The organism is Synergistaceae bacterium (assembly GCA_021372895.1).
Lineage (GTDB): Bacteria > Synergistota > Synergistia > Synergistales > Synergistaceae > JAJFTP01.
In genome coordinates, this window is sequence record JAJFTP010000009.1 from 1 (window position 1) to 19,977 (window position 19,977).

Consider the following 19,977-nt stretch of genomic DNA (forward strand, 5'->3'; position numbering starts at 1 on the left):
GGCGCTTCCTCTGTTAGCTTCGTATCGCAGCTACACCCGTCGGACGTACCACCGAGCAGATTTTTCCAAAAGCCTTTCTTTTTAGCCATGTAAGATCCCTCCTTATAAGACAAAATTGAAAACATAGCCTGTAATCGTTGCAACAGCAAAGATACACAATACAAATGCGATAACCATCTTTTTCTTAAAGATAGCGTTCAGCAATGAGACTTCGGGAATACTTGCGCCCGCCCCACCTAAAATCAATGCGATCATAACGCCAGGGGCAACACCCTTAGCAATCAGGATACCTGCAATGGGGATCATGGTTTCGACACGGATATACATGGGAATGCCGACAATAGCAGCCAAAGGGACTGCCCACAGGTTATTTGCGCCGGCAAAACCAGACAGCAGATCAGTGGGGATAAACTCGTATATGAAAGCGCCGATCCCTGCGCCCAGAAGCAGGAACAGCACGACCCCTTTGAACAGGCCGAAGGAATCCTTCAATGCGAATTTAATAGCTTGAGCTTGCCTCTGCCAGAAAGTACCCTCCAGTGTCTCCCAGCTTACGCCGTCCTGATGACCGCCCTTGACTGTGACTTTCTTGACTTCTTTTTCAAAGCCCAATTTGTCAAGGATAAGTCCCATCACTACGGCAAACGAAAAAGTGAAGATGGTGTAAACGATAGTAGCTTTTACGCCAAAGAATGCCGCCATCAGGGTAAGAATGGCCGGATTCAAAATGGGCGATGTCAGCAGGAAGGAAATCGCTCCGTTAAAGGGGGCGCCGCTCTTGAACAGGCCAACCAGAACCGGGATCGTGGAGCAGGAACAAAACGGTGTGACCGCTCCCAACAGCGCGCCAAGCACACTGTTCAGCCCTTTACGCGGGGTGCTCAACACGCGCTTGATCCGCTCCTGGGAAATATAGATCTGCAGCAGGGCAACCACAAAGCTGATGCCAATGAACAGTCCGAACAGTTCGCCAAACAGCATCAGAAATGTTTGCCCCGCATGAATAAGTGTTTCAGATGTAAACGTTATCGTCGCCTTCTTTCAACTGTAAGTCCAGGCCTTTTTCGATTTGACAGCCTAACTTTGTCGTAGTCAGTTCAAGAAGCATCGCGGCGGCGTTTTGTCCGCCGCTGTTGCTGATCGAATAATACGTCCACTTGCCATCTTCGCGTCCTTTCACGACCCCGGTATCACAAAGTATCTTCATGTGGTAGGAAAGCGTTGATTGCGGCATATCCAACCTGTCGATCAATTCACAGGCACATTTTTCACCATCGCGCAGCAGTTCAAGAATACACAATCGTTTTTCATCACCGAACGCCTTGAATAGTTTAGCCTGCTCTGCATATGACGCGGCCATATCGTCACCTCAAATCTAAAATTCTTGATTTAAATATAACGCCAAATCGAAAAAAGTCAATATGTTTTTTGAAATCTTTAACCATATACCGAACGGTACGTACGGTGGTGCGAGGGGACGGCTGCTCAAATAACGGGCAGCCTCCGCAAAGTCGGAGGGGTCAGACCCAAAGTCGGAGGGGTCAGACCTACACAATTGACATATTCATATATTTCACACAATTGACACTATTAAGAGAAAACGAAGAAGTCAGACCTAACACAGGCTAATGTCAAATTAAGTTCGCAATTTAATTAGGACTCCTTTAACCTGCGCAACTCTTGATGATAGCTAGTATGCCTCATTCTCCGTCATCCCCGTACGCCTTTGAGCGGGGATCCAGGTCCGCCGCACCCTCCGTCATCCCCGTACGCCTTTGAGCGGGGATCCAGGTCCGCCGCACCTTCAGTCATCCCCGTACGCCTTTGAGCGGGGATCCAGGTCCGCCGCACCCTCCGTCATCCCCGTATGCCTCTGAGCGGGGATCCAGGTCCACCGTTTCCATTTTTGAATGTGATTTCAGTCTTCATTTTTATAAGTTTTTGAACGGGGGTCCTGTAAGGCAATAAAGTTGCTTTAGGAAAAGGCAAAAGATTTAAACCAGACCTGGGTTCCCGCTCAGGGGCATACGGGAACGACACGTGGCGGGAAGCCAAGGCCAGACCTGGGTTCCCGCTCAGGGGCATACGGGAACGACACGGGGCGGAAAGCCAAGGCCAGACCTGGGTTCCCGCTCAGAGGCATACGGGAACGACTGAGGGTGGGGCATACGGGAGCGACTGACCACTGATCAGGAAAAGCTTTTACTGTCATGTGGCTCCGCCGCACAGGAAGATATACGGAAACGCCTGCGTCCTTTAAGTTGTATGTTTCATAACTCCTTGATTTTCAACATCATTATGATATAATATGATACATAAAAATAAAAAAATATATCAATAACATATCATAAAGGAGGCGGGCTTATGGACCGTAAAACACACAACATCAGCTATAGCAGTTATATAAGGGATACAATAAAAAAGATCCCCGAAGGACAACCTATAGTTTTTAACAGTATAACCAATAATCTGGTTAAAAAATACAACATCGATAAGGCCCATGCAAACCAGATCGTTACACTGAATATCAACCGCCTTGCTGATAATAATATTGTTGAAAGGTTGTATAAAGGTGTCTATTATCGTCCCAAAAATACGCCTCTTGGCAAACTCAGGATAGATCCTAAAAATATGTTTATAGAACAACTGACAAAGGAAGGAGACCAAATAACAGGATACGAGACTGGTCCCACTCTTTTTAACACGGTTGGCCTTTCAACATGGACGAGTAATGATTATCATCTGGCAACTAACAAATATCGCAGGAAGCTGCCATCAAATGTGAAAATAGAACTTCATAAGCCAGTTGTTGAGGTCAATAACGAAAATTACAGATACCTACAGGTGCTGGACATAATCGATGGGCTTGACAAATATCACATCGACGCAGAGGATCCTAATTATGTAATCAGGAATACTGTTAAGAAATTGGGGCTAGATGTGCTAAAAATTCTTGCCTATGCGGATAAGCATTATAAGAAATTAACGCTGCTCAAATGTGTAAGGATATTCACTGAGGATACGATATGATGGATCTGTAGACAAAATATTTGCGGCGGAACTTTGTCTCAGACATAAACTTTATTTTGACTCTGCAAAACATATCTACGATCTAGCAGTACTTTTTGCGCAAGAACAGATACGGTCATTTCTGGCTGATCAAAAAGAATTCTTAAGAATACTTGATCTGAAGCGCAAAGAAGAAACAGCATGGTACGGCAGCGATCTTAGCGACAAGCCATTTAATGAATACATGGTTTTTAATAAAATTTCGGAGAACATCAGTCTTAAAGAAGCGTTTGAGTCAATGCAGGAAATTTATATATTTAACCCGAAAGACAGGCTTGATTTTGAGTATGTATCTAATTGCATTAATATACTGTTCGAAATCCTTGTCTCGTTTGTAATTTAGTCTACTGTCTACGCCGAGACATTCATACGGATTTCAGTCCATTGATTTGATTCGGCGCACCCCGCTCCTGAGATCACAGAGGATCACCCCATAAACGGTCAACGATCGCGCCTTGGCGTATGACCTCAGTTAAGGCAATACGGTCCTGGGATCGAAACATGATATAGTATTACAATAATGACGGGCAAAGACGTTGTCATATTATGGATCTGCCTTGGATAGGGATGTGACAGATGAAAAAGAAGTTCGTCTTTTCCAATATCGTCCTGCTCGGCCTTGTGAGCCTGTTTATCGACATGAGCACCGAAATGGTCTACCCGCTTATCCCCCTGTATCTGACATCGGCGCTGGGAGCGACCCCGGCGATCATCGGGGTCATCGAAGGCATAGCGGAAAGCATCGCCTCCCTGCTCAAGGTGTTCAGCGGCTATATCGGCGACGTGTACCAGAATAAGAAACATCTTACTTTCATAGGCTATTCCGCCGCTGTGGTTTATAAGGTGCTTCTTCTTCTGTCGTCCTCCTGGACAGGAGTGCTGGCGGCAAGGGCCGTGGACCGCATAGGAAAAGGCATCAGGACCGCGCCGCGCGACGCGCTTGTCGTGCAATCCAGCGAGAAGATGAAGCTTGGCGGTTCCTTCGGCCTGCACAAGATGCTCGATATGGCCGGCTCATCTTTCGGCGCGCTGCTGGCGTTTGTCTTTATCGCGACCGGCCTCGGTTTTCACAGGGCCTTCCTCTATTCGATTATCCCGGCCATTATAGGCATCATGATCATTCCTGCGATAAGGGAGGAGAAAAGTCCGGTACAGACTGCCGAGAAGCTGACCCTGAAGGGCTTTGAGCTCAGCGGGAGGCTGAAACTCTACCTTGCCGCCATTTTCGTCTTTTGTCTGGGGAATTCATCCAATACCTTCCTGCTTCTTAAAGCACAGGAGCGTGGTTTTTCGACCTCACAGGTCATATTGCTATACCTGATTTTTAACGTTTCCACATCGATCCTTGCTATCCCGGCCGGGAAATTATCCGATAAATTTGGGAGGAGTTCGATCCTCGTTCCCGGATATATTATCTATGGCCTGGTCTATTTTGGGTTTGCGGCGCTTGCGTCGGAATGGATGATCGTGGTCCTCTTCATAGCTTACGGAGCCTATAACGCATTTATCAGCGGCGCGGAGAGAGCGTTTATAGCGGACGCATCCCCCGAGGATTTCAAGGGAACGGTGCTCGGCATCTACGGCATGCTGCAGGGCATAGGTCTTCTGCTCTCATCCGTGATAGCGGGCGCGCTGTGGGTCAATATCAACTCAAGCGCGCCGTTTTGGTTCGGGGGTATCCTAGGCCTTCTTTCAGCTCTCATGGTAGCGGTGATATTGAGGAAAAAACAGCCGGCGCCGGGCAGGCCATGATGACCCGCACTCCGCATCCCCGTCGATATTATGTATCCTTTTTTATCCGGCTGACGCGTGATCAGCTTTTTTTCTTTTTTGAATATGGGGTATCCTCAAGCGGTAATTTAGTCCTGAATTTTCCGTCAAAGTTGTAATAAGCAAGCTGTATCGCAGCGGCTCCCGGAATTGCCGCGATCTCGCCTATCCCTTTGGCGCCGGCGGCAAGGCCATCGCCCGCGCTGTCTATGATGATCGTCTCTATCTCAGGGACCATCGTCGAACGGAAGAGCCCCAGCGTACCGAACTTAGCCTTAGGCACACAATCCTCCAGAGGGTATTCTTCAGTAAGCGCGTAGCCCATGCTCATGACTGCCCCGCCCTCGATCTGCCCTTCGACGCTCTTGGGGTTTATCGCCCTTCCGACGTCGTGGGCGGCAATGAATTTAGCGAGCCTGCCGTCTTCTCCGAGGATGGCCATCTGTGTCGCGTAACTGTAGGAGATGTGGCTGACGGGATGCGGTTTGTCTGAGCCCATTTTATCCGTCACGCTTTCAAATTCCGCGTAGTATTCACTGCCCTCCAGCTCCGCCAGGGTTTTGGCTTCAAGGGCGGTTTTAAGCTGCATGGCGGCTCTTCTTGTGGCTTCGCCCGTGATGACTGTCTGGCGCGACGCCGTTGTGTTGCCTGAGTCCGGGGTATAGAACGTGTCGGCTGGATCATGCATGACAAATTCCGGCGAAATACCCGTTACGTCGCATACCATCTCTGTCAGTACGGTACCCAGGCCCTGGCCGATGCATGCGGCGCTGGTGGCGATATGTACGATCCCATTTTTGACCCTGAGCCTGCAGCGGCCAAAATCAGGGACCCCGACCCCAAGTCCGGCATTTTTCATGGCGCATGCTATTCCCGCCTTCGGGTTGCGGTCGTACTCTTCTTTGACGGAAAGAAGCGTCGCCTCAAGCGCGGTCGTGTCGTCTGCGATCTGTCCGTTAGGAAGGACCTGCCCCGGCCTTATTGCGTTCCGGAAACGGATCTCCCACGGCGATATCCCCACGAGCTCCGCGAGCATGTTGATGTTGCACTCTATGGCAAAACAGCTCTGCGGCACGCCAAAACCGCGAAACGCCCCCGTAGGCGGATTGTTCGTATAGACGGCAGTGCCGGCGATATCTATATCCTGATAGTTGTAAGGCCCGGCCGCATGGGTACAGGCGCGCTGGAGGACAGGCCCGCTCAGTGACGCGTATGCCCCCGCGTCGGATATGATAACGGCCTTCATCGCCGTCAATTTGCCATTTTCGTCGCAGGCGGTAGTCATATCGATCTCCATCGCGTGACGCTTGGGGTGTACCCTCAGGCTCTCCGCCCTTGAGAGCGAGACCTTGACGGGACGTCTTGTAAGGTAGGCAAGGATCGCGGCATGGTGCTGAACGCTCATGTCCTCTTTGCCGCCAAACCCGCCGCCCACGGTCTCGGCTGTGACACGGACCTTGTTGTGCGGCAGCCCAAGCGCCTCCGAACACTCCTTAAGAGTCTGGTACACTCCCTGGTCGCCGGAATAGATCCTAACGACATCGCCGTCCTCGATAAGCGCTACCGCCGTCTCCGGCTCAAGAAACGCGTGTTCGGTAAAGGGCAGGCTGTAGTGGTTTGTGACGACATGCCTGGATTTGGCTATTACAGCTTCCGCATCGCCTCTGACAAGGTGTTCGCGCGATACTATATTGCCGTTTGCGTGAACGGGCGGCGCGCCTTCCGCAAGCGATCCGGCCGGACATGTCAATGGTTTAAGTACTTCATACTCAACCTTGATGAGATCCTTTGCCTTCTCCAGTATCTCAGGCGTCTCTGCCGCTATGAGCGCAAGCGCGTCACCTATATAGTGGGTGCATTTTCCGACCGGAATGAGCACATCCCAGTCCTTGACAAGGTGCCCTATCTTCTGTTTCCCCGGGATGTCGGCGGCAGTGAATACTCCTGCAACTCCCGGAAGCGCCTTTGCCTCTGACGCGTCTATCGATTTTATCACCGCGCGCGGGTATGCGGTGCGGAGCGCGGAGCCGTACAGCATGCCTTCGATGTGCTTGTCGGCCGCATATTCGGCGATGCCGAGCACTTTTGCTGCGGCATCGGTACGCGGCATGCTCTCCCCCACCGCTCCCGTAAAACGGCAGTCCGGAACGGGGATGTTCCCGCGGAGCATCTTTGCGGCAAGCAATATTGCCTCTTCTATCTTTTTATATCCTGTGCAGCGGCATATATTGTTCTTTATCGCCTCCCTGACCTGCTCTGGCGCAGGGTCGGGGACGGAGTCGATAAGCCCCTTGGCGCTTATGACCATGCCCGGTATGCAGAAGCCGCACTGCACTGCTCCGGCCATGGCAAAGGCGTAGGGATAGACTTCCTTTTCCCTGCTGTCGAGCCCCTCCACCGTGATGATATTTTTGCCCTCGAGGTCCTTCAGCTGCCAGACGCACGCCTTTGACGCCCTGCCGTCTATCAGGACCATGCAGGTCCCGCACGCCCCCTCGCCGCAGCCGTTTTTAACTGAGGTCAAACGGAGGTCATCCCTCAAAAAATCTATCAGCCTGCGGTTTTTATCCGACTCGACATGCTGTCCGTTGACTGTAAGAGCATACATTAAACATGCCTCCCATCTATAGGGATCTGTCCGGCCGCGGCCCTGATCAGTGCCGCGATCTCCTCCGTAAGTCCTTCGCCCGCATCATCAAGGGCGGAAGTGAAGACGCCGCCTCCGAGTCTTATCTTATATGATCCGTCTGCAAGCGGAAAGAAACCGCTGTTTTTGCTCTCTTCAAAATCTTTTTCGCTTGTGAAATAAGTGAACTTATCCTTGTACGGCAAGCTGTCCCAAGGGCAGAACGTCATACAGTTGCCGCATTCGTTGCACATCATGTCGACATGGATTATCTGAGCCGCGCTCATCCCAGGAACGCGCACGGATACGTTGGCCCTGTTCGGGCATACGTCGACACAGTTTTCGCATACTGTCGAACACTCAAGACAGCGCTCGGCCTCGCGCCCGTCACACTCAGCGGGACGTATGACGCCCTTCCTCTCAAGGGCGGCGCCAATATCCGGCTCCACCCTTATGGCAGGCAGGTTTACGGCTATGCCTTCCGACTCGGCTATAGAATCCGCCGCCCGCCTGGCGTCCGCTATGGCTTCGACTACCGTGGCGGGACCCCGTCTTGCGTCTCCGGCAATATATACGCCTTTTATATTTGTCTCAAGGGTTGTGCTGTCTGTGGTGGCACGGCCCTGTTTTTCGAGCGTGATCCCGTTTTTCTTGAATATTTCCGTATCCACGCTCTCACCGACGGCGGTGATGACCGTATCTGCGGGGATAAGAACAGTTTCATCCGTCGCTACGGGCGAACGGCGCCCAGACTCATCCGGCTCCCCAAGTACGACTTTCGCGCATCGGAGCATTCCGTTCTCATGCGAGAGCGGAGCAAGAAGTTCTTTGAACTCTACGCCCTCATGGACTGCAAGCTCAAGCTCCTCGGCATCCGCCGGCATGAACTGCTTCGTCCTGCGATAGACGAGACAGACGTTCCTTACACCCTTTACCCGTTTTGCGGCGCGTGCCGCGTCCATCGCGGTATTGCCGCCGCCGATGACCGCAACATTTACGCCTATGGAAAGTTTTTCAGGCGCGGATTTGAAGCGGGAAAGAAAATCGAACACATCCATCCCCTCCCCTTTCTCAAGGGGCAAACTTCCGTGCTTCCATGCGCCGTTTGCGAATATCACATACTTATATCCCATTTTTTTGAGTTCATCGACCGAAGTCTGAGCGGAACCGGGCACGAACTCAGCGCCCATTGCCCTTACTATCTCCACATCCAGGTCTATCGCCCCGGACGCTATCCTGAAATCAGGTATGATACTGCGTACCACACCGCCAAGGCTGCCGGATCTTTCAAAGACCGTGGCCTTTATCCCGCTGCGGCAGAGAAAGTACGCGGCAGCCAGCCCCGCGGGACCCCCTCCGATTATCGCAACGGAGGCGTCTGTCTTCGGCGCAGGCGCGGAAAGTCCGGAGATGACATCCGCGATCCCCTTTTCCGCAGCCTCAAGCTTGAGGGCGCGTATCCGGACCGGCTCTTCATAGAAGTTTCTGGTGCATCTTGTCGCGCACCTCTGGCTGCATATAGTCCCAGTAATGAACGGCAGCGGATTTTTATCGAGTATCAGGCTCAGGGCCTCGGCATGACGGCCTTTGCCCACAAGCGATATATACTCCGGTATATCCTGATTTATCGGACAGCCTTCCGAACATGGCGCTATGAAACAGTCGAGAAGGGGCACCTTTTTCCCGATCTTGCGCACTGCCGACGGTTTTGCGGGTTTCCTGTACCTGGGATCGGTCAATGACTCCTCTGCAATTTTGGCAAGAGCCCTGACATCGACGCCCTGAGATCCGGGGACCCCGCAGTCTGCGAGATCCGCGGCGATCTGTTTGAGCCTCTGATAACCGCCGGGCTTCAACAGGGTCGTGGCCATGGTTACAGGCCGGATACCGGCGCTGTAAAGGCCGCGTATATTTGTATGGTCTGCGCCGCCGGACCACGATATAGGCAGTCTGCCGTCGAACTCACGAGAGAGCCTGAGCGCCGCTTCCGCCGTGAGAGGGAACAGGGCCCGCCCCGACATGTACATCTCATCACCGGCCAGGAGATCCTTCGGATTATTTACAGGCAGAGTGTTCGTAAGCTTCACGCCAAACGCGAGGCCCTCTTTCGCTGCGATCTCCTGAAGCCGTTTCAGCATCGGCACCGCATCGGCGAACCGGAGGTCATCCCTGAAGTGATGGTCATCGAAATCCAGGTAACCGAACCCGAGATCATCCATCGTTTTGCGTGTAAATTCATAGCCAAGCAGGGTGGGGTTGCATTTAACAAACGTATTGAGACGTTTTTCTCTGATGAGGTATGAGGCGATGCGCTCTATCTCCTGCGGCGGGCAGCCATGGAGCGTCGAGAGCGTCACCGATCCGCAGATCTTATGCGATATGGATTCGATATATCCGGCATCGATGCGGCTGAAGCGCGGAATATTGGCCATGGCCCACTCCCTGCACTCGCCCCATACCTTCGTCGCGGATGCGTCTTTGAGCCCTTCTATAAAGGAATCTATCTTTGGTGACCGTATCCCCTCAAGGTCATATCCCACGCTCATATTGAACATAAAACCGTCCGCGCTTCCAAGCCCGAATTCCACGGAGATAAGCTTTATCGCGAACCATGCCTTTATATATTCTTCAAGAGCCTCGGCGACGCGGAGCTCAGTCGACCATTCGACGTTATAACACTCGTCGCGGGCGTCTATACAGGGTTTGGAGACGGGGAGATCCTCGCCGTCAAGCGTCTGCACCGTCTTCAGCTCGAAGAAGCGCGCGCCTCCGGCGTATGCGGCGGTTATATTCTGCGCAAGCTGCGTGTGCGGGCCGGCAGCAGGTCCGAAAGGAGTCTCGATATATTCTCCGAGAAAGGGCAGGCGTCCCCCCTTATGCACATAGGGGGATCTGACGCCAAAGATACTGCCTGACTCGGACTTCTCTTTCAATACCCATGCCATCATTTTCCCGAAGGGGATAGGGGTCATACGATCACTCATGGCGGGAACCTCCTTAGTTTAGTCCTCCCGGCGGAGACTTATTGAGACGGGATGCCCGGGAATATTTTTACAACTTACGATTTGATTCTAGCACAACATATATGGAAATCAATAGATTCGTCAAATTTTTTTTTATACATTATAAATTTTTTTTAGAAAAACTATTGACTCCCTGTTTTTTTATGTTATATTCGGCTTATAAAGGCAGTCGCAAATACAAAAATATAACTCCCATACGGAGATAGGATGATGACATGCAGGATACATCGATGGTCGATTTTATGAAAAGGCTCGCAAAAGGCATTGCCGCTCAATTTGGGAATGACTGTGAGATCTTGATCCATGACCTTACATCCGAGGATAAAAACAGCACGATCATAGCCATAGAGAACGGGCACGTCACACACAGAGAGCTGGGAGGCGGCCCCTCGCGGATAGTGCTTGAGACTTTGAACGCAAAAAACGAAAAACTCGAAGACCAGTTATGTTATCTGACAAAAACCTCCGATGAAAGGCTCATCAAATCAAGCTCAATATATATCCGGGACGAAAAGGGGGATATCGTCGGGATCTTCTGCATCAATTACGACCTTACAAATTTGAGCATGGCGGAAAATGCCATCAAATCCCTGCTGTACACCGAGCCGCATACCAGCGAACCTGAAAAGATACCGCAAAATGTCAACGACCTGCTTGACGAACTGATCAAAGGCGCGATAAAGCACGTTGGGAAGCCGGTGCCGATGATGAAGAAAGCCGACAAGATCAAAGCCATTCAATATCTTAAAAAAAACGGCGCTTTCCAGATACTTAAGTCAGGAGACAGGGTGTGCAAGCTGTTCAGGATATCAAAATTCACCCTCTATAACTATATCGATTCGGAAACGGAATAGAGACTGCATTCGCAGGCATCGGAACGGAGGTTCGAAATGGACGTTATCAAATGGGTCAGAAATACTATGCGCGGGACCGGGGCCAAAGAACTTGAAATTATGGCCCTGCCCAATGTCGAGGCCGCAAGGAAATTTCACGAAAGCTTTCCGCAGTACGGCGTTACCCCTCTTGTGGAGCTTAAGGAACTTGCCTCCCTTTTTGGCGTCAATGACATTTTCGTCAAGGACGAGGCGTGGCGCTTCGGGCTTCATGCATTCAAAGTCCTTGGAGGCTCATTCGCCATGGGACGCCACATAGCGAAGCTGACGGGAAGGGATATCTCGGAGCTTGATTACGCAGCGCTCACATCCGCAGAGCTTAAAAAAGAGCTTGGGGATATCACCTTCTTCAGCGCCACGGACGGAAACCACGGACGCGGCGTCGCATGGGCCGCAAACAAGCTCGGACAGAAAGCTGTCATCCTCATGCCAAAGGGCTCGTCAAAGATGCGCCTGGACAATATTTTAAAAGAGGGCGCAAAGGCGACTATCGAGGAATGCAATTATGACGAATGCGTACGCATGGCCGCAAGGATGGCGGATGAGACGCCGGGCGGAGTTATGATCCAGGACACAGCGTGGCCCGGTTATGAGGAGATCCCCGCGTGGATAATGCAGGGCTACGGCACAATGGCAATGGAGGCCGATGAGCAGATGGCCGCACTCGGCGCAAATCCTCCGACACATGTCTTTATACAGGCCGGGGTCGGCTCGCTTGCGGGGTCCGTAGTGGGGTATTTCGCAAACCGCTATCCCGTCGATCCTCCGACATTCGTAGTCGCGGAAGCCGATCAGGCCGACTGCCTCTACCGCTCGGCCCTGGCCGGGGACGGCAGACCGCGCATAGTGGGCGGGGAAATGCATACGATAATGGCGGGGCTTGCGTGCGGGGAACCCAACCCATCCGCATGGGAGATACTCAAGGACAGGGTTTCGGTCTTCGTCTCATGCCCCGACTGGGTGGCGGCGCGCGGGATGAGGATCCTCGGAATGCCGGTGCGCGGAGACCAGGTCATAATTTCAGGCGAATCGGGTGCGGTCACGACAGGACTCCTTGCTTACACAATGATGGACGAGGGCATGAAAGAACTCCGCGATGCGATAGGGCTCAACAAAGATTCACGCGTGCTTCTGTTCTCAACGGAGGGGAATACGGACAGAGACAACTACCGTCACATACTCTGGGACGGGGGCTGCGTTCCGGCATAGCAGGCAAAAAAAATGGAGGGATTGGTAATGGATTTTAACGCAGTAAAAAAGGCGGCCGAGGGTTATGAAACATCAATGACAAAATTTCTGCGCGACCTTGTGGCAATACCCGGAGAGAGCTGCAAGGAAGAGGGCGTGGCCAGACGTATCGAGAAAGAGATGAAGGACCTCGGTTTTGACGAGGTGATGATAGACGGCATGGGCAATGTGCTTGGTTACATGGGCACAGGAAAGACACTGATCGCATACGACGGCCACATAGATACGGTGGGGCTGGGAGAGCTCTCAAACTGGAAGTTCGACCCGTATAAGGGCTATGAGAACGAGACGGAGATCGGCGGACGCGGCACGTCGGATCAGCTCGGAGGCATTGTCTCCGCGGTCTACGGAGCCAAGATAATGAAAGACCTGGGGCTCCTCTCTGACAAGTACAGGGTGCTTGTGACGGGCACGGTACAGGAAGAGGACTGCGACGGACTATGCTGGCAGTACATCGTGAACGAGGACAAGATCCGCCCTGATTTCGTGGTCATCACCGAACCGACCGACGGCAATATCTACCGCGGACAGCGCGGCCGTATGGAGATACGCGTTGAGGTAAAGGGCGTCTCCTGCCACGGCTCCGCACCGGAGCGCGGCGATAACGCCATTTACAAGATGGCGGACATTATCGGGGAAGTGCGGGCACTGAACGATAAGCTTCACTATGATCCGTTCCTGGGCAAGGGTACGCTTGCTGTCTCCCAGATATTCTATAACTCTCCGTCGCGCTGCGCCGTCGCGGACATGGCGGCCATTTCTATCGACCGCAGGCTTACTGACGGCGAAACATGGGATACGGCCCTCGGAGAGATACGCGGCCTGCCCTCTGTAATTAAATACGGAGCTGAGGTCACGATGTACAAGTATGACAGCCCAAGCTGGACAAAACTCGTCTACCCGACCGAGTGCTGCTTCCCGACATGGGTCCTTCCGGCAGAACATCCTGCCGCCCAAGCAATGGTCGAATCTTTCAGGGGGATGTATGGCGAACCGGTAGTAGACAAATGGACCTTCTCCACAAACGGAGTCTCCATCATGGGGCGCTTCGGTATACCCTGCATAGGCTTCGGCCCCGGCAAAGAGGCACAGGCGCATGCGCCTAATGAAATAACATGGAAAGCCGACCTTGTTAAGTGCGCGGCCGTGTATGCGGCACTTCCGACGATCTACTGCAGACAGGCTGCGGCCGGCAACGGCCAGCCGCATCATCAGACTGAGAAAACAGGGGGTAAATAATATGGCATTTATGGACAGTTTTATAGCAAAGCTCAAGGGGCTATCTTATGCCGGCATGTATAACAATGACTTCTTCCTCACATGGGAGAAGACGCGTGACGAACTCGACGCGGTGTTTACTGTGGCGGACGCATTACGCTGCATGCGCGAAAACAATATCTCCCCAAGGATCTTCGACAGCGGGCTCGGGATATCCCTCTTCCGCGACAACTCTACGCGCACGCGCTTCAGCTTCGCATCCGCCTGCAACCTTCTGGGGCTTGAGGTACAGGACATAGACGAGGGCAAGTCTCAGATCGCGCACGGGGAGACGATCCGGGAGACAGCGAACATGATCTCGTTCATGGCAGATGTGATAGGCATCCGGGATGACATGTACATAGGCAAGGGCAACGCATACATGCACCAGGTCGTGGACGCCGTCAAAGAAGGTTACAGGGACGGCATCCTTGAACAGCGCCCGACGCTCGTGAACCTCCAGTGTGACATCGACCACCCGACACAGGTAATGGCGGATATGCTCCACATGATCCACGAGTTCGGCGGCGTTGAAAACTTAAAAGGTAAGAAGATCGCGATGTCATGGGCATACTCGCCATCCTACGGCAAGCCGCTTTCAGTGCCGCAGGGAGTCGTCGGCCTTATGACCCGCTTCGGCATGGACGTGACGCTCGCTCATCCGGAGGGCTATGAGATCATGTCGGAAGTGGAGGAAGTCGCACGCAGGAATGCGGCAGGATCGGGAGGTTCCTTCACGAAGACTGACTGCATGAAGGAAGCCTTCAGGGACGCGGATATAGTATATCCGAAGAGCTGGGCCCCGTTCAAGGCTATGGAGAGACGCACGGAGCTTTACGGCGCAGGAGATCTGGACGGCATCAGGCAGCTTGAAAAAGAACTGCTCGCGCATAATGCAACTCACAGGGACTGGGAGTGCACGGAAGAGATGATGTCCCTCACGAGGAACGGCAAAGCGCTCTATCTTCACTGCCTGCCGGCCGACATCACGGGTGTCAGCTGCGGATCCGGGGAAGTTGCCGCCTCTGTCTTTGAAAGATACCGCATCCCGCTCTACAAGGAGGCCAGCTTCAAGCCCTACATCATCGCGGCGATGATATTCCTGAGCAAGGTCAGGGAACCGGAAACGACGCTCCGTATGCTGGAAGACACCGCGCTAGAACGTAAAATAGACTAGGCTGCGTTACTTTTGCGCCCCCGTTCTTTTAAATAAGTGCGGGGGCTTTTTGAAGGGAAGTGCACATAATGGCAAAAGAGACAAAAAATGGCTCCCTGTTTGAGTTGAACGGAGGGGTCCCAAGTTTTAAAGAGGCCTTTCCGCTGGCTATGCAGCATGTCGTCGCGATGGTGGTAGGCTGTATAACGCCTGCGATCCTCATAAGCGGCGTCACAAAACAGTCTCCGGCGGATACGGTGATCCTTGTCCAGGCATCGCTCGTCATTGCGGCCGTCGCCACAGTGGTACAGCTCTATCCGATATTCGGAAGGATCGGCTCCGGAGTGCCGGTCATATTGGGCGTCAGCTTCGCATACGTACCTGTCCTGATATCGATAGGAGGGCAGTTCGGCCTTTCGGCTATATTCGGGGCTCAGATAGTGGGCGGCTTTGTCGCGATCATAGTAGGGCTGTTTATCAAGAAATTAAGGCCGCTTTTTCCTCCGATAGTATCGGGCACAGTAGTCTTCACGATCGGGTTGTCCCTCTATCCCGTGGCAATACGCTACATGGCCGGAGGCGCGTCCAGTCCCACATTCGGTTCAGCGCTGAACTGGGGCGTGGCCATATTCACCCTCGCAATGGTCACCTTTTTCAACCACTTCACAAAGGGATTCATGAAGCTGGCATCAGTCCTGCTTGGACTCGCAGCCGGATATGTTCTTGCATATTTCCTGGGCATGGTCTCGTTTGCTCAGGTCACAGAGACTTCATGGATGCAGCTTCCTAAACCGTTCTATTTTGACATCACATTCCATACGACGGCAATAATGTCGATGGTGATAATGTTCGTGGTCAACTCAATACAGGCGATAGGCGACATATCGGCGTCAACGGTCGGGGCTATGGATCGCGAGCCCACTGACAGAGAACTTGCCGGAGGCATAATCGGGAACGGCACAACAAGCATCCTTGGCGCTTTCATCGGAGGCCTTCCCACCGCGACATTCAGCCAGAACGTCGGGATACTTACCATAACCCGCGTGGTCAACAAATACGTCATAGCGCTCGCAGCCCTCATAATTTTCATAGCAGGGATCATCCCGAAATTTGCAGCAGTCCTTACGACGATCCCTCAGTCCGTCCTCGGCGGCGCTACGGTCACTGTCTTCGCCGCGATAACAATGACCGGGATGAAGCTCATTGTCTCAGCAAAACTCACAGCCAGGAATACAGCGGTAGTTGGGATCGCTGTCGCTCTCGGCGTAGGCATAGCACAGATCCCAAACGTCCTTGCAGGCCCGGACATGCCGGTATGGATGCAGCAGATATTCGGCTCGTCCTCTGTGATAATATCGACGCTGACAGCAGTGTTCCTCAACCTGATAATTCCCGGTGATAAAGAAGACGTCACCATAACTCCGCCGGACGAAGAGCTTACTCTCTCTTAAGTCCCCCGCGGTTCCGGGGCTGTTGTTTAAAATATTGCGTAATCCACGTCCTTAGGGTCGCCTATAAACATGTGGCCCGGGGCGTGCGTTATTGCAAACGGCGGGCGGCTTTTCATCAGCACTGCCTGAGGCGTGACTCCGCAGGCCCAGAATACGGGCACTTCCCCGCTCCTTATTTCAACAGGGTCGCCAAACTCCGGCTTGCTTATGTCCTTTATGCCGATGGCCGACGGATCGCCTATATGCACCGGCGCGCCGTGAACGGCAGGGAATCTGCCGGTGCAGAGCACGGCCTTAGGCACCTGCGCATGTTTTACCGGCCTCATGCTGACAACCATCGGACCGCTGAGGCGTCCGGCAGGACGGCACTGTATGTCCGTCACGTACATCGGGACATTGCAGCCTGCATCAATGTGACGGATCGGGATGCCGGCCTCGAGAAGGGCCCCCTCGAAGCTGAACGAGCAGCCGAGAAGGAAGGCCACAAGATCCTCTCTCCAATATTTAAGGACATCCGTAGGCTCGTCGATCAGCTCTCCATCCTTCCACACGCGGTACCTAGGTATGTCGGTGCGCACATCAGAGCCGGGCGCAATCACACCTGCCTCCCCGTCGCCGGGCTCCGTAATATCCAGTATGGGGCACGGTTTGGGGTTGCGCTGTGCAAAGACGAGGAAATCATAGGCCCAGTCCTTGGGCAGCACTATCATATTGCCCTGCACATGCGAAAGGCAGAGACCGGATGTAGGATGCGTCCATTCTCCGCTGCGGATAAGCCCGCGCATCTCCTTCGGGTCGGTGTGCCTGAAAGGTTCAATTTCGAAAGGCAGCGTCATCCCAGAACGACCTCCTTAAGATTTTTCACAGCGACTCCTGCCGCTTCAAGCGCGCTCCTGACAGCTTTCGCCATCAGGACCGCCTCCGCGGTATCTCCGTGGAGACATATAGAATGCGGACGGAAGCTGATAACTGTCCCGTCTATGGCCTCTACAGTCCCCTCGGTAGCCATACGGGCAACGCGCGCGGCAGCCGCATCGACATCATGTATGACCGATCCGGGCTGCGAGCGCGGGACCAGAGAACCGTCAGGCATATAGGCACGGTCGGCGAAAGCCTCTGCGGCAAAAGGGATCCCTGCTTCCTCAGCCGCCCGTTCAAACTCTGACTTTGCGAGACCCATGAGTATGATTTCCGGACCCGCGTCTTTTACCGCCGCAGCCACGGCACGGGCGAGCTTTGCATCCTTTGCCGCCTGGTTGTACATCGCACCGTGAGGCTTCACATGCTGAAGTTCGATGCCGTTGGCAATACAGAAAGCTTGAAGCGCTCCGATCTGATACAGACAGTCTGAATATACCTCATCGGGGGAGCAGGCCATGTTCCTGCGTCCGAAACCGACTAGGTCGGGATACCCGGGATGGGCCCCGACGGCTATTTTTTTCTGTGCGCAGAGAGCGACGGTATCCTTCATGACTAGCGGGTCTCCCGCGTGAAAGCCGCAGGCGATGTTCGCCGACGTCACGGCCTCCATGACGGAAGCGTCGTCGCCAAGCCGGTAAGCCCCGAAACTCTCCCCTATGTCGCTGTTCATGTCGATCATATACATTTAAATTCCCTCCCTGACCATGTCTATAATATCTCTTCACATTTCACGTCGTAAGTTTTTCCGTTTACCGTGATCCTCAACTCGGTGCGGAGCGGACGGGCATAAAGGGCCGCGTCCTGCTTCGGACGGCTGACCCATGCCGCCCTCAGCTGTTTTATTCTGCCAACCGTTTCTTTTACGGACCGCAGTTCGTCAATAGCCTGTTCCATTGTCGCGCGCGCAAACCTTGCCTTCATGCCGGGCATCCTCTGGACAAGAGCCTGTATGCCGGAAGAAGAGAGCACCCCAACCTTGGTGTATCCGCCGGTTGTCTGCCTGTCCGCAAGCATGGCGATAGGCAGCCCATGTCCCGGTATCTGGACGGCGCCAAGCGGTATAGCGTCGGATACGATATCCGCACCCGCCTCTTTATGCCGCACCTTCGGCCCGTCGAAACGGCAGCCCATTCTGTCCGATTCGTTTGATATCACGTATTCGGACCCGAAAAGCGTGTCGAGCCCCTCTTCGGTGAACGCGTCCTCCTGCAGCCCCGTAAGTATAAAAAGCGGGCTGTCCTGCGAATAAGCGGGGCGCATGTCAGCAGGCAGCGCAAAGCCATCCGCACGTTTCCACAGCAGGTCAGCTTCACCCGCGCCGACCACATCTCCGGCTTTAAGGGCACGCCCTTCAAATCCGCCTATTTTAGCGCGGATATATGTGGAACGGCTGCCCATAACCACGGGGACATCTATTCCGCCGGACACACAGATATAGCCCCTGCATCCGTTCTTAGGCCCTTTGAACGACAGCACGTCGCCGTCTTTGACGCGGACCGCGGCCCAAGAGCCGATCTCCTTCCCATTTACTGAAAATCCAAGGTCCGCGCCGGCGAATGCCACAAGACCTTCCCCGACGACCGCAAGCTCCGGCCCCAGGAATGTGACCTCAAGCGCGGCCGCGTTCTCTGCATTTCCGACAATAGCGTTGCCCATGCGCAGAGCCGGCAGATCCATCGCTCCGGCTACAGGGACACCGCTTGACTGATAGCCCCAGCGCCCGAGATCCTGTACTGTGGTCAGCATTCCCGGTTTGATCACTTTGAATTCCATCACTGATCCGCCTCCGTTATAACGACCCTGTACGTTCCGTTGGCAACCTGTGCCTCTATCGCCCTGTATTCATTCTCCGTGATGGGGACGAAGCGCACTTCGTAACCGGCGTCAATTAAGGTCGGCGGGTCGCACTCGGGCGTGAAAAGCCTCAGAGGCGTCCTCCCTATGAGCTGCCATCCTCCCGGACAGTCTATAGGATATATCCCGGTCTGTTTCCCCGCTATCCCGACGCTTCCCCCCGGGATGACCGTCCTGGGGTTAGCGAGCCTGGGAGTGGCAATGGATTCATCCATACCGCCCAGGTAAGCAAAACCCGGAACAAACCCGATCATGTAGCAATGGCAGATTTTTGAGCTGTGCCTCCTTATGACCTCTTCCACCGAGATGCCGGCGTGCCTGGCAACGTTGTCGATATCGGGGCCATACTCACCGCCGTAACAGACGGGGATGGATATTATTTTATGGGGCGCCGCAACGTTCTCAGAGGCTTCGGCAACAGCTTTCCCCGCCTCTTCGATAATGCTGTCGCAGTTGACTGCGAGCGGGTCAAAGTAGATCGCAAGAGATCTGTAAGTAGGAAGACATTCAATTATAGGCACCCTTTTCTGACTTTCCATCCAATGCCTGAGATTAATGACGGCGTCGTTTGCCGCACGGTCTATCTCATCGGCAAACTCTGCTACTATGCAGGATTCCCCGCCATGGAGGAACCGCGGCTCTTTTAAATATACAGACATAGACATTCCCCCTTTGATCCAAGTCCGCATGGGGGAAAAAATTTATTTTC

The 19,977-nt window shown here is 53.4% G+C and carries 15 protein-coding genes; 7 read left to right on the forward strand and 8 right to left on the reverse strand.

The features are described from left to right. Positions 1-102 precede the first annotated feature (102 nt). Together LLF78_01045 and LLF78_01050 are read right to left on the reverse strand one after the other, a co-directional pair. A complete protein-coding gene (locus LLF78_01045; GenBank protein ID MCE5201088.1) occupies positions 103-981 on the reverse strand; it encodes a permease in 879 nt (292 codons plus the stop codon). A 31-nt stretch (positions 982-1,012) separates the two neighbouring features. Continuing rightward, on the reverse strand, positions 1,013-1,360 hold the full coding sequence (locus tag LLF78_01050; GenBank protein ID MCE5201089.1) for a metalloregulator ArsR/SmtB family transcription factor: 348 nt from the start codon (positions 1,358-1,360) through the stop codon (positions 1,013-1,015). Between the two features lie 1,004 nt (positions 1,361-2,364). Here LLF78_01050 and LLF78_01055 point away from each other — a divergent pair. Together LLF78_01055 and LLF78_01060 are read left to right on the forward strand one after the other, a co-directional pair. Then, positions 2,365-3,030 carry a hypothetical protein gene (locus LLF78_01055; protein MCE5201090.1) on the forward strand — a complete coding sequence of 222 codons (666 nt, stop codon included), beginning with the start codon at positions 2,365-2,367 and terminating at the stop codon, positions 3,028-3,030. Between the two features lie 615 nt (positions 3,031-3,645). Further along, positions 3,646-4,821 carry an MFS transporter gene (locus LLF78_01060; protein MCE5201091.1) on the forward strand — a complete coding sequence of 392 codons (1,176 nt, stop codon included), beginning with the start codon at positions 3,646-3,648 and terminating at the stop codon, positions 4,819-4,821. Positions 4,822-4,882: 61 nt separating this feature from the next. Here the strand turns inward: LLF78_01060 and xdh are convergent, their stop codons facing one another. Beyond that, positions 4,883-7,447, reverse strand: coding sequence for a selenium-dependent xanthine dehydrogenase (gene xdh, locus LLF78_01065; GenBank protein MCE5201092.1), 2,565 nt, complete (start codon positions 7,445-7,447; stop codon positions 4,883-4,885). Next, positions 7,447-10,449, reverse strand: coding sequence for a putative selenate reductase subunit YgfK (ygfK, locus tag LLF78_01070; GenBank protein MCE5201093.1), 3,003 nt, complete (start codon positions 10,447-10,449; stop codon positions 7,447-7,449). Before ygfK ends, xdh begins: the two co-directional genes overlap by 1 nt. A 254-nt stretch (positions 10,450-10,703) precedes the next feature. Between ygfK and LLF78_01075 the strand changes: the two genes are divergently transcribed. The 5 genes from LLF78_01075 (at position 10,704) to LLF78_01095 (ending at position 16,493) form a co-directional block, all read left to right on the forward strand. Next, on the forward strand, positions 10,704-11,342 hold the full coding sequence (locus LLF78_01075) for a helix-turn-helix transcriptional regulator (GenBank protein ID MCE5201094.1): 639 nt from the start codon (positions 10,704-10,706) through the stop codon (positions 11,340-11,342). A 36-nt stretch (positions 11,343-11,378) separates the two neighbouring features. After that, positions 11,379-12,590: a diaminopropionate ammonia-lyase gene (gene dpaL / locus LLF78_01080; protein ID MCE5201095.1), complete on the forward strand. Its 1,212-nt coding sequence runs from the start codon at positions 11,379-11,381 to the stop codon at positions 12,588-12,590. Between the two features lie 27 nt (positions 12,591-12,617). After that, entirely contained in the window at positions 12,618-13,868 is a 1,251-nt protein-coding gene (locus LLF78_01085) for a YgeY family selenium metabolism-linked hydrolase (GenBank protein MCE5201096.1), read from the forward strand. A gap of 1 nt (position 13,869) precedes the next feature. After that, positions 13,870-15,063 (forward strand): knotted carbamoyltransferase YgeW, encoded by a 1,194-nt coding sequence (gene ygeW, locus LLF78_01090; protein ID MCE5201097.1) that lies wholly within the window; start codon positions 13,870-13,872, stop codon positions 15,061-15,063. Between the two features lie 68 nt (positions 15,064-15,131). Then, positions 15,132-16,493 (forward strand): purine permease, encoded by a 1,362-nt coding sequence (locus tag LLF78_01095; GenBank protein ID MCE5201098.1) that lies wholly within the window; start codon positions 15,132-15,134, stop codon positions 16,491-16,493. Between the two features lie 26 nt (positions 16,494-16,519). On the opposite strand, the gene LLF78_01100 is transcribed toward LLF78_01095, so the two are convergent. From LLF78_01100 to pxpB, 4 genes are read right to left on the reverse strand one after another with little or no spacing between them, the layout of a single operon-like run. Then, positions 16,520-17,329 carry a putative hydro-lyase gene (locus tag LLF78_01100; GenBank protein MCE5201099.1) on the reverse strand — a complete coding sequence of 270 codons (810 nt, stop codon included), beginning with the start codon at positions 17,327-17,329 and terminating at the stop codon, positions 16,520-16,522. After that, a complete protein-coding gene (locus LLF78_01105; GenBank protein ID MCE5201100.1) occupies positions 17,326-18,099 on the reverse strand; it encodes a LamB/YcsF family protein in 774 nt (257 codons plus the stop codon). The genes LLF78_01100 and LLF78_01105 overlap by 4 nt, the downstream gene beginning before the upstream one ends. 23 nt (positions 18,100-18,122) lie before the next feature. Next, positions 18,123-19,187, reverse strand: coding sequence for a biotin-dependent carboxyltransferase family protein (locus LLF78_01110; GenBank protein MCE5201101.1), 1,065 nt, complete (start codon positions 19,185-19,187; stop codon positions 18,123-18,125). Continuing rightward, positions 19,187-19,927 (reverse strand): 5-oxoprolinase subunit PxpB, encoded by a 741-nt coding sequence (gene pxpB, locus LLF78_01115; GenBank protein MCE5201102.1) that lies wholly within the window; start codon positions 19,925-19,927, stop codon positions 19,187-19,189. The genes LLF78_01110 and pxpB overlap by 1 nt, the downstream gene beginning before the upstream one ends. Positions 19,928-19,977 lie beyond the last annotated feature (50 nt).

Bases quoted from the DNA above. Each gene is read 5' to 3' on its own strand.
- LLF78_01060 (MCE5201091.1), top strand. From the start codon at position 3,646: ATGAAAAAGAAGTTCGTCTTTTCCAATATCGTCCTGCTCGGCCTTGTG.
- LLF78_01110 (MCE5201101.1), bottom strand. From the start codon at position 19,187: ATGGAATTCAAAGTGATCAAACCGGGAATGCTGACCACAGTACAGGAT.
- ygfK (MCE5201093.1), bottom strand. From the start codon at position 10,449: ATGAGTGATCGTATGACCCCTATCCCCTTCGGGAAAATGATGGCATGG.
- pxpB (MCE5201102.1), bottom strand. From the start codon at position 19,927: ATGTCTGTATATTTAAAAGAGCCGCGGTTCCTCCATGGCGGGGAATCC.
- LLF78_01085 (MCE5201096.1), top strand. From the start codon at position 12,618: ATGGATTTTAACGCAGTAAAAAAGGCGGCCGAGGGTTATGAAACATCA.
- LLF78_01055 (MCE5201090.1), top strand. From the start codon at position 2,365: ATGGACCGTAAAACACACAACATCAGCTATAGCAGTTATATAAGGGAT.
- LLF78_01075 (MCE5201094.1), top strand. From the start codon at position 10,704: ATGCAGGATACATCGATGGTCGATTTTATGAAAAGGCTCGCAAAAGGC.
- dpaL (MCE5201095.1), top strand. From the start codon at position 11,379: ATGGACGTTATCAAATGGGTCAGAAATACTATGCGCGGGACCGGGGCC.
- LLF78_01100 (MCE5201099.1), bottom strand. From the start codon at position 17,329: ATGACGCTGCCTTTCGAAATTGAACCTTTCAGGCACACCGACCCGAAG.
- LLF78_01045 (MCE5201088.1), bottom strand. From the start codon at position 981: ATGCTGTTTGGCGAACTGTTCGGACTGTTCATTGGCATCAGCTTTGTG.
- LLF78_01105 (MCE5201100.1), bottom strand. From the start codon at position 18,099: ATGTATATGATCGACATGAACAGCGACATAGGGGAGAGTTTCGGGGCT.
- ygeW (MCE5201097.1), top strand. From the start codon at position 13,870: ATGGCATTTATGGACAGTTTTATAGCAAAGCTCAAGGGGCTATCTTAT.
- xdh (MCE5201092.1), bottom strand. From the start codon at position 7,447: ATGTATGCTCTTACAGTCAACGGACAGCATGTCGAGTCGGATAAAAAC.
- LLF78_01050 (MCE5201089.1), bottom strand. From the start codon at position 1,360: ATGGCCGCGTCATATGCAGAGCAGGCTAAACTATTCAAGGCGTTCGGT.
- LLF78_01095 (MCE5201098.1), top strand. From the start codon at position 15,132: ATGGCAAAAGAGACAAAAAATGGCTCCCTGTTTGAGTTGAACGGAGGG.